The following is a 7765-nucleotide window of genomic DNA, read 5'->3' as shown; positions in this document are numbered from 1 at the left end:
GACGCCGCCGTGATGCAGCGGCTCTCGACCCTCGACCGGTTCCTGCCGGTGTGGATCCTCGCCGCCATGGTGCTCGGGGTCCTGCTCGGCAAGGGCATCCCGGGCCTGGACGACGCCCTGGCCGCGGTCGAGGTCGGGTCGGTCTCGCTGCCGATCGCGATCGGCCTGCTGGTGATGATGTATCCCGTGCTGGCGAAGGTCCGCTACGACGAGCTCGGCCACGTCACCGCCGACAAGCGCCTGCTCGGCGCCTCGATCTTCCTCAACTGGATCGTCGGCCCGGCACTGATGTTCGCCCTGGCCTGGCTGATGCTCCCCGACCTGCCGGAGTACCGCACCGGCCTGATCATCGTCGGCCTCGCTCGGTGCATCGCGATGGTCCTCATCTGGAACGACCTCGCCTGCGGCGACCGCGAGGCGGCCGCCATCCTCGTCGCGATCAACTCGGTCTTCCAGATCATCGCTTTCGCCGGTCTCGGCTACTTCTACCTCGAGCTGCTCCCCGGCTGGCTCGGCCTCGGCGAGGGCGACACCGCCGGCGCCGGGCTCGACGTCTCGATCTGGAAGATCGCCGGGTCGGTGCTGATCTTCCTCGGCATCCCCCTGCTGGCGGGCTTCCTCACCCGCACGTTCGGCGAGCGGGCCAAAGGCCGCGAATGGTACGAGGACACCTTCCTGCCCCGCATCGGCCCGATGGCCCTCTACGGCCTGCTGTTCACGATCGTCATCCTGTTCGCGCTCCAGGGCGACACGATCACCGGCAAGCCCCTCGACGTGGCCCGCATCGCGCTGCCGCTGCTGGCCTACTTCGCGATCATGTGGGCGGGCTCGTTCGCCCTGGGCGTCGCACTGAAGATGACCTACGAGCGCACCACGACGCTGGCCTTCACCGCCGCCGGCAACAACTTCGAGCTCGCGATCGCGGTCGCGATCGGGGTGTTCGGAGTGAGCTCGGGCCAGGCGCTCGCCGGTGTCGTGGGCCCCCTGATCGAGGTCCCGGTGCTCGTCGGCCTCGTCTACGTCGCCCTCTGGGCACGGCGACGCTTCTACCCGACCGCGACCGTAGAGTCGCGCTCATGAGCATCCCCACCGTCAGCCTCTCCGGCGTCCCCGACCCGTTGCCCGAGGGCCTGGCCGTCCTCGACGTCCGCGAGCAGGCGGAGTACGACGCAGGCCATGTCGACGGGGCCGTGCACGTGCCGCTGATGGACCTCCCCGACCGCGTCGGCGAGGTCTCGCAGGGCCAGACCCTCGTGGTGTGCCGCGTCGGCGGCCGCTCCGCGCAGGCCACGGGCTGGCTGGCCGAGCAGGGCTACGACGTCGTCAACCTCGACGGCGGCATGCTCGACTGGGAGGCGGCCGGTCGCCCGATGGTGAGCGAGACCGGCCAGCCGCCCCAGGTGCTCTAGCTCGGGGAGTCGCTGGGCAGCTGGTCCTCGAGGTCACCGAGCTGGTCCTGCAGCTGCTCCTCGAGGTCACCCAGCTCACCGGCGCACGTCGTGCTCGCCTCGGAGCTGAAGGTCGTGACCTTCTCGGCGTCGTCGCCGAACACCTCCTCGGGGTCCTCGGCCCCCTCGAGCTCCTCGACGTCGCCGTCCTCGATGCCGGTGAGGAAGTCGACGTACAGCACGAAGCCCTCACGCGCCTCGTCGCTGAACTCCGCCGGCGTGCCGACCTCGGCCAGCCCCTCTCCGTAGGAGTTCGCTGCGTCGACGGCGTCGCTGTCGCTCTCGGTCGTCATGCCGCTCGCGAGGTCGGTGAAGGCCGCACAGAAGTCCTCGACGGAGGCGTCGTCCGGCGAGCCCGCGGAGTCGCTGCCCCCACACCCGCTCAGGGCGAGGGCGAGGATGAGGGGTGCGGAGACCGCGGCGGCACGGCGGCGCAGCGGAGCGAGCGCGGGAGTAGTCATGCCGAGACACTAGCCACCTCGCGGGCGACCCCGTCGGTTGCTCAGCGCCGCGGCGCGAAGGCTGCGGGAAGCGGGACGGCGAGCAGGGCGTCGAGCCGCGCCAGGTAGTCGTCGCGCGGGACCTCGCTCACCCCGAGCGTCTCCAGGTGCGGGGTCTGCCACTGCACGTCGATCAGGCGGGCCTCGGCGTGCTCGTCGCGCAGGACGTCGACCAGCCCGACCAGGGCAGCCTTGGACGCATCGCGGGTGCGGTGGAACATCGACTCCCCAGCAAACAGGCCGCCGAGGGCGAGCCCGTAGAGCCCTCCCACCAACCGGCCGTCCTGCCAGGCCTCGACCGAGTGCGCCCAGCCGAGCGCGTGCAGTCCCACGTAGGCCTCACGCACCTGCCGGTCGATCCAGCCGTGCGGACGGTCCGGGTCGGCACACGCCTCGATCACCTCGGTGAAAGCGGTGTCGATGCGGATCTCGAAGTCACGCAGCGAGCGCCGCAGCGACCGGGAGACGTGCAGGTCGTCGAGCTCGAGGACGCCGCGCTGCACGGGCGACCACCAGCCCATCGGCTCCTTGGCGCGCCGACCCGTGCCGAAGGGCATCGGGAAGAGCCCGCGTCGATAGGCGGCCAGGATCGTGCCGGGCTCGAGGTCGGCGCCGATGGCGACCAGGTCCTCGTCGGCGTCGGCCTCGTTGATGTCGGAGAACACCCAGCGGGTCACCGGAGGCTCGACGGGTCCGGATCCGGCCGGGACGGCGTCGGAGGGGCGATCCATGCACGTGACCGTAGTCCTGTGCCCCGTAGGATCGATGCATGGGAGTCACCCGCTCGATCGGCCGGCAGTTGGCGCCACGCGTCGTCCCGCGCGTCACCTCGATGGCGCCCGGCCTCAGCGCCTCCTTCGTGCGTGAGACCCTCAACTGCGCTCTGCACGGCGCCGGCCCGGTCCTCGGCGCCGCGCCTTTGGCCGACAAGATCCTGCGCGGCCACGACGGCGACGTCGACGCGGCCGTCAAGGGCGTCGTCGACCACCACATCCGCTACGCCGGCGTGCAGGGTTTCGCCACCAACCTCGGGGGCCTGGTCACGATGACGGTGGCCGTGCCCGCCAACCTCACCGGGCTCGCGGTGCTCCAGGCCCGCATGGTCGCCGGTGTCGCACACCTGCGCGGCTACGACCTGGGCGACCCGCGGGTGCACAACGCCGTCCTCGTCACCACCATCGGCGAGGACGACGTCGACGCCCTGGTCAAGAAGGGCAAGCTGCCGGCGCCGCCGATGGCGCTGGCCACCGCCCCGGTGCACGACCCCGCGATCGATGCGCTGGTCTCCGCCGAGGTCGCCAACGACCTGATCACCCGGGTCGCGGGCAAGCGCCTGGCCACCACGATGGGACGGCGCGTGCCGGGCATCGGCGGACTGGTCGGCATGGGCACCGACGGCTGGTCGACCTACAAGATCGGCCACTACGCCGAGGGCGAGTTCCTGCCCCGCACGGTGCGATAACCGCGCATCATCAGCCGACCGGGGCGCGAGCGCTCCAGTCCACGCACGATCTTCTCGCGCAGCCGATAGCTCACGCGCAGGTAGGACCGCTCCAGCGCCTGCCGGGTCTCGTGGAGCTCGCCGTGCAGCCGGTCGATCTCGGCGCGCGAGCGCGCGGCCTCCAGGGCCAGCGCGGTGATCGCGTCGAGCGCGGCGTCGGCGACCTCGCGCGGCCGGGGGTGGTCGGGGTCGGCCCAGGACTGGCCCTCGACCGCTTCGGGCACCGGGGCGCCGCGCAGCTCCTCGGCGTCGCCGATCACGTCGTAGCCCTGCTGGGCGATGACCTCGATCCACGACTGGCCGACCTCGAGCGCCCAGGCGTGCGTCTCGGGCGGCAGCGAGATCCGTGGTGAGTTGCGGCGCTGCGAGAGGGTCTGGTGGGCCAGCAGCTCGCGCACCAGGGGTCGGTAGTCGGGGGGCGCCAGCACGTCGTTGGCCGCGAGGTTGATGCGGCGGATCAGGGCCGTCTCGGGCACTCCCATCGACGGGTTGGCCCGCGACGCGGAGTGGTCGAGCTCGAGACCGTCGAGGTGCAGCGCCTGGCTGAAGCGCTGCCACAGCACGTCGGGCGCCGTGCCGGACGGCGGCACGGTGACCAGGTGCACGTGCTCGGGCGGGAGGTCGTGGGCCCAGCGGTCGAGGATCGAGGGCAGCTCCTGCACGGCCCAGAACCAGCTCGACACACGGGTACGACGCTCGGGGTCACGGATGCCTGCGAGGAAGTCGGCGTACGACAGCGTGCTGCGGTGCTTGACGTTCTCCTGCCACTCCGCGGGTACCTGGCGCACGAGGTCGCGCGCGGAGACGATCACGTGCACCTCGGTCTCCTGCTCGTCGGCCGGAAGGTCCCAGCGGTGACCCAGCGACTCGAGGGCGTGCGCCGCCTGCGTGCGTGAGGCGTGGGCGAGGATCTCGTGGCTGATGATCGTGGTGCCGTGGTGGGCGCGCGCCTGCTCGGCGAGACGGTCCCACGCGCCGATCGCCTCGGCCTCGAGGCCGCCCCAGGGCAGGCTCATCAGGTCCAGGGCGGCGAGGAAGTGGGCATCGAAGCGCTCGGCCGGGTAGAGGATGCCGGCCTCGAGCAGCGCCGGACGGCTGCGAAACATGACGTCCTGCACGTAGGACGTGCCGGTCTTGGGGGTGCCGACGTGGAGCAGGATCCGGCGCTTCATCTCTCGGCTCCCCTCGTGGTCGGTGGTGTGGCGCCCAGCAGGACCCGGATCGCCAGCGCGAGCACCTCGGCGTCGTCCGGGCAGGTGCCGGACGGCTCGAGGTGCCCGGGATCGGGCAGCAGGCGCTGCAGGTCGCCGGCCACAGGGTATCCAGCGGCCGCGACCTGCTCGCGCACCCGCTCGGCACGGCGTCGTACGCGCGGGAGCGCCGCCTCCGGCAGGGCGAGCGACGGGGACGGGTGCGTCTCGGCGTCGGCGAGCAGCTGAGGCAGGAGGACGCGGCGCAGCAGGCGGCGACGCTCCTTCGCGGGCACCCACAGACCCAGCGGAGGAGCGACGCGGCGGGCCAGGTCGACGGCGGCCGCAGTAGGCCGCGGCGGGGTGAGTCGGCCGAGCGCTCCGGTCGGCAGACCCAGGGCGTGCGGCAGGCTCTCGGGGTCGACCACGAGGACGAGTCGATCCCTGTCGGTCGTCGCCGCCCAGGTCGCGGCGATCACTGCGAGGTCGGCGCGGCGGGGCAGCGAGCGACCAGGTCCGGAGCGCAGCCAGCCCTCCCAGGCCGGGCCACCGGTGTCGAAGGCGCGCGCGGTGTAGGCGTCGACCAGCATCGTCGCGGGGTCCTGGCCCACCACGACGACGGCGTGCCGGGGGTGCTCCGGTCCGCCGAGGGCGCGGCCGCGACGCATCAGCTCGTCGCGCGCCGTCCAGGCCTGCCAGGGTGCGCCGACCACCTGGTGGCCGCGGTCGCGACGCAGCGTTCGGCTCAGCCGTCGTACGACGCGGCGAGGCGCGGTGGGCCGGCCCTGCTGCGAGGGCTCGGGCTGGGGTCCCGAGGCGAGAAGGTCCTCAGCGACCAGCCGCGCGGCGACGGGCAGCAGGTCGCAGTCGGCCAGGTCGCTCGGGTCGACCGGCGGCAGCCCCCAGGAGCGCTCGGGCACCGCGCCGATCAGGTCGCGGTCGGGCACCCCGCGACCCGTCGGGCTGGCCGTGAGGATGCGCTCGACCAGCGTCGTCACCTCGGCGCGGGAGGCTGCTGCGGTGCCGCGCTCGACCGCCAGGTTGACCCGACGTACGAGCTCGAGCTGGTGGGCGCCGGGGAGGTCGCGCCCCGTGGGCGCCGCGGTCTCGGCGGACTCAGCGACCCACTGGGTCCACGGCGTCGTCGACCCGGCGCGCAGGGCGGCGACCCAGGCCCAGGCCCGATCGGCGCTCATGAGCGCCTCAGTCATCTCGCAGCTGACGCACCCGCTGCTTGACCTTGGAGGCCAGCTTGTCGCCGGGGTCACCGCGGCGCCCGGCCTCGGCGGTCATCGCGGCGAGCGCCTCGATGGCGGCCTTGAGCTGGGGCTTGGCGCCGATCTTGTCGGGGTTGGCCCAGCCGGCCTCGGGGTCGCGGGGGCGCGGGCGCAGGTCCTCGACGTCACCATGGACCGAGACATCGCTGCCGACGATCCACTCGATCCAGCGCTCGGCGTCGGACTCGGCCCACTCCTGCATCTGCGGCGGGAGCAGCAACGGCTTGGACGTGCGCTGCACCAGGGTCTCCTCGGCGAGCATCCGGCGCACGAGACCGTCATAGCTGGGCTCCTGGCGCGGCACCCGCTCGAGCTGGGCGTTGAGGCGCCGCAGCATCGCGGTCTCGGGCACGCCGAGCGAGGCGTTGCGGGCCTCGGACTCGCGCGGCGCCCAGGCCGGGTCGATGCCGAAGACCGCGCAGTTGCGCTGCCACAGCTCGGGCCCGCGCGACTGCGGGACGGTGACGACGTGCACCTGCTCGGGCGGCAGTCCCTCGCCCCAGGCGATGAGCACCTCGGGCAGGTCGAAGGCGCGGGAGAACCACGAGCGCTGCTTGACGACGCGCTTGCAGAACTGGCGATAGCTCCAGGTGCGGCCCTGCTTGATGCTCTCCTGCCAGGCGGCCGGAATCTGGCGGGCCTGGTCGCGGGCGGAGTAGACGATGTGCAGCTCGGCGCCGGCGCGCGCGATCGTGGCCTTGGCCTTGGCGATCTGCGCCGTCTGGGCCGGGGCAAGAATCTCGTGGCTGACGATGATCGTGCCGTCGAGGCGACGGATGCGCCGCACCAGCGCGTCCCAGCTGCCGACGGCGTGGCCGGGCTCGCCGCCCCAGTCCTGACCCATCAGGTCGAGGGCCGCGCGGAAGTGGAACAGAGGCGCGTCGACGGCCATGTTGCGGCTCGGGAAGTGGATGTCGTGCGCAGTCAGGGTGCGGGCGTTGAGCCGCAGCCGGTCCTGGAGGTACGTCGTGCCGGTCTTCGGCGCGCCGATGTGGAGGTAGACGCGCTTGCTCATCCCCGAAGAGTAGCGAGTGACCAGCCGGTGCGAGGCACGAGCACCGGCGTCGGGAACGAAGATCGAGCAAGCCCTGTGACGGAGGAACGACGTCGCAACGGGCCCGACGAGATCCGGTGAGGCAAGCGCCGACCGCAACCGAGGCAGAGCACCGCACGAGAGGAACAACGTCGCAACGGGCGCGAGGGGAACGCGCTCATGCCGACGTTCGGACACCGAAGTAGGGCATGCGAAGTCGGGTGGTCGTGAACCGCGTTGCTGTCGAGCGGCATAGGGTCGTGTGACCATGTTTACGGGTGCCGAGGTGCTGGCACGATCTCGGCGGCAGCCCCATCTCTTCGCTGAGATCTTCGATCGCCACCACGGCGCCATTCACGCGTACGTCTCACGTCGTGCGGGGCATCAGGTCGCCGACGATGTTCTCTCGGAGGTGTTCACCGCCGCGTTCGCTCAGAGAGCGTCGTTCGCCTCAGAGTCCGGCTCTGCCCTGCCCTGGCTCTACGGGATCGCGAGAAACCTGACCCATCGGCACTTCCGGACGACGGCGAGCGACATGCGGGTCAGCGGGACCTGGGCCGGCCGGTACGTCGACGATCACGACGCCGTGATCGCCGGCGTCGATGCGTCCCGGGAGTGGCACGTCGTCCGCGACGTACTGGCCACGCTCGCTGCTGACGACCGCGAGACGCTCCTCCTCTACGCGTGGGAGGGGCTCTCGTACGCCGAGGTAGCCGATGCAGTGGGTGTCCCGGTCGGAACCGTGCGGTCACGCATCCATCGCGCCCGTCGTGCGCTTCGCGGCGCACTCGACATGAACCTGGAGGAGGCCCGATG

General features: G+C 72.0%; 9 protein-coding genes. 4 read left to right on the top strand and 5 right to left on the bottom strand.

Going from position 1 to position 7765, the window contains the following annotated elements; all coding sequences use genetic code 11:
- Positions 1-12: 12 nt before the first annotated feature.
- Complete coding sequence (gene arsB, locus VOI19_RS09650; protein ID WP_416366368.1) at positions 13-1080, top strand: ACR3 family arsenite efflux transporter; 1068 nt, start codon at positions 13-15, stop codon at positions 1078-1080.
- A complete protein-coding gene (locus VOI19_RS09645; RefSeq protein WP_323792750.1) occupies positions 1077-1409 on the top strand; it encodes a rhodanese-like domain-containing protein in 333 nt (110 codons plus the stop codon). Before arsB ends, VOI19_RS09645 begins: the two co-directional genes overlap by 4 nt.
- Here VOI19_RS09645 and VOI19_RS09640 read toward each other — a convergent pair.
- Both VOI19_RS09640 and aat read right to left on the bottom strand, forming a co-directional pair.
- Positions 1406-1909, bottom strand: a complete 504-nt coding sequence (locus tag VOI19_RS09640) for a hypothetical protein (protein ID WP_323792749.1) — start codon at positions 1907-1909, stop codon at positions 1406-1408. The genes VOI19_RS09645 and VOI19_RS09640 overlap by 4 nt on opposite strands.
- Positions 1910-1950: 41 nt before the next feature.
- Positions 1951-2679: a leucyl/phenylalanyl-tRNA--protein transferase gene (aat, locus tag VOI19_RS09635; RefSeq protein ID WP_323792748.1), complete on the bottom strand. Its 729-nt coding sequence runs from the start codon at positions 2677-2679 to the stop codon at positions 1951-1953.
- A 38-nt stretch (positions 2680-2717) separates the two neighbouring features.
- Between aat and VOI19_RS09630 the strand changes: the two genes are divergently transcribed.
- Complete coding sequence (locus VOI19_RS09630) at positions 2718-3410, top strand: hypothetical protein (RefSeq protein ID WP_323792747.1); 693 nt, start codon at positions 2718-2720, stop codon at positions 3408-3410.
- Here VOI19_RS09630 and VOI19_RS09625 read toward each other — a convergent pair.
- Genes VOI19_RS09625 through VOI19_RS09615 form a run of 3 tightly spaced genes read right to left on the bottom strand, consistent with a single transcriptional unit; the run spans position 3371 to position 6931 of the window.
- On the bottom strand, positions 3371-4621 hold the full coding sequence (locus VOI19_RS09625; RefSeq protein ID WP_323792746.1) for a hypothetical protein: 1251 nt from the start codon (positions 4619-4621) through the stop codon (positions 3371-3373). The genes VOI19_RS09630 and VOI19_RS09625 overlap by 40 nt on opposite strands.
- Positions 4618-5835, bottom strand: a complete 1218-nt coding sequence (locus VOI19_RS09620) for a hypothetical protein (protein WP_323792745.1) — start codon at positions 5833-5835, stop codon at positions 4618-4620. The genes VOI19_RS09625 and VOI19_RS09620 overlap by 4 nt, the downstream gene beginning before the upstream one ends.
- Before the next feature lie 7 nt (positions 5836-5842).
- Positions 5843-6931 carry a hypothetical protein gene (locus VOI19_RS09615; protein WP_323792744.1) on the bottom strand — a complete coding sequence of 363 codons (1089 nt, stop codon included), beginning with the start codon at positions 6929-6931 and terminating at the stop codon, positions 5843-5845.
- Positions 6932-7217: 286 nt separating this feature from the next.
- Between VOI19_RS09615 and VOI19_RS09610 the strand changes: the two genes are divergently transcribed.
- Positions 7218-7765, top strand: a 548-nt coding sequence (locus VOI19_RS09610; RefSeq protein WP_323792743.1) for an RNA polymerase sigma factor, incomplete at its 3' end; no start/stop codon positions are given.

The organism is Nocardioides sp., from assembly GCF_034670285.1.
Classification (GTDB): Bacteria; Actinomycetota; Actinomycetes; order Propionibacteriales; family Nocardioidaceae; genus Nocardioides.
The sequence above is the reverse complement of the archived record's forward strand: the minus strand, read 5'-3'. Positions and strand labels throughout refer to the sequence as shown.

Excerpts from the sequence above, each read along its gene's own strand:
- arsB (WP_416366368.1), top strand. The coding sequence starts at position 13 with ATGCAGCGGCTCTCGACCCTCGACCGGTTCCTGCCGGTGTGGATCCTC.
- VOI19_RS09645 (WP_323792750.1), top strand. The coding sequence starts at position 1,077 with ATGAGCATCCCCACCGTCAGCCTCTCCGGCGTCCCCGACCCGTTGCCC.
- VOI19_RS09640 (WP_323792749.1), bottom strand. The coding sequence starts at position 1,909 with ATGACTACTCCCGCGCTCGCTCCGCTGCGCCGCCGTGCCGCCGCGGTC.
- aat (WP_323792748.1), bottom strand. The coding sequence starts at position 2,679 with ATGGATCGCCCCTCCGACGCCGTCCCGGCCGGATCCGGACCCGTCGAG.
- VOI19_RS09630 (WP_323792747.1), top strand. The coding sequence starts at position 2,718 with ATGGGAGTCACCCGCTCGATCGGCCGGCAGTTGGCGCCACGCGTCGTC.
- VOI19_RS09625 (WP_323792746.1), bottom strand. The coding sequence starts at position 4,621 with ATGAAGCGCCGGATCCTGCTCCACGTCGGCACCCCCAAGACCGGCACG.
- VOI19_RS09620 (WP_323792745.1), bottom strand. The coding sequence starts at position 5,835 with ATGAGCGCCGATCGGGCCTGGGCCTGGGTCGCCGCCCTGCGCGCCGGG.
- VOI19_RS09615 (WP_323792744.1), bottom strand. The coding sequence starts at position 6,931 with ATGAGCAAGCGCGTCTACCTCCACATCGGCGCGCCGAAGACCGGCACG.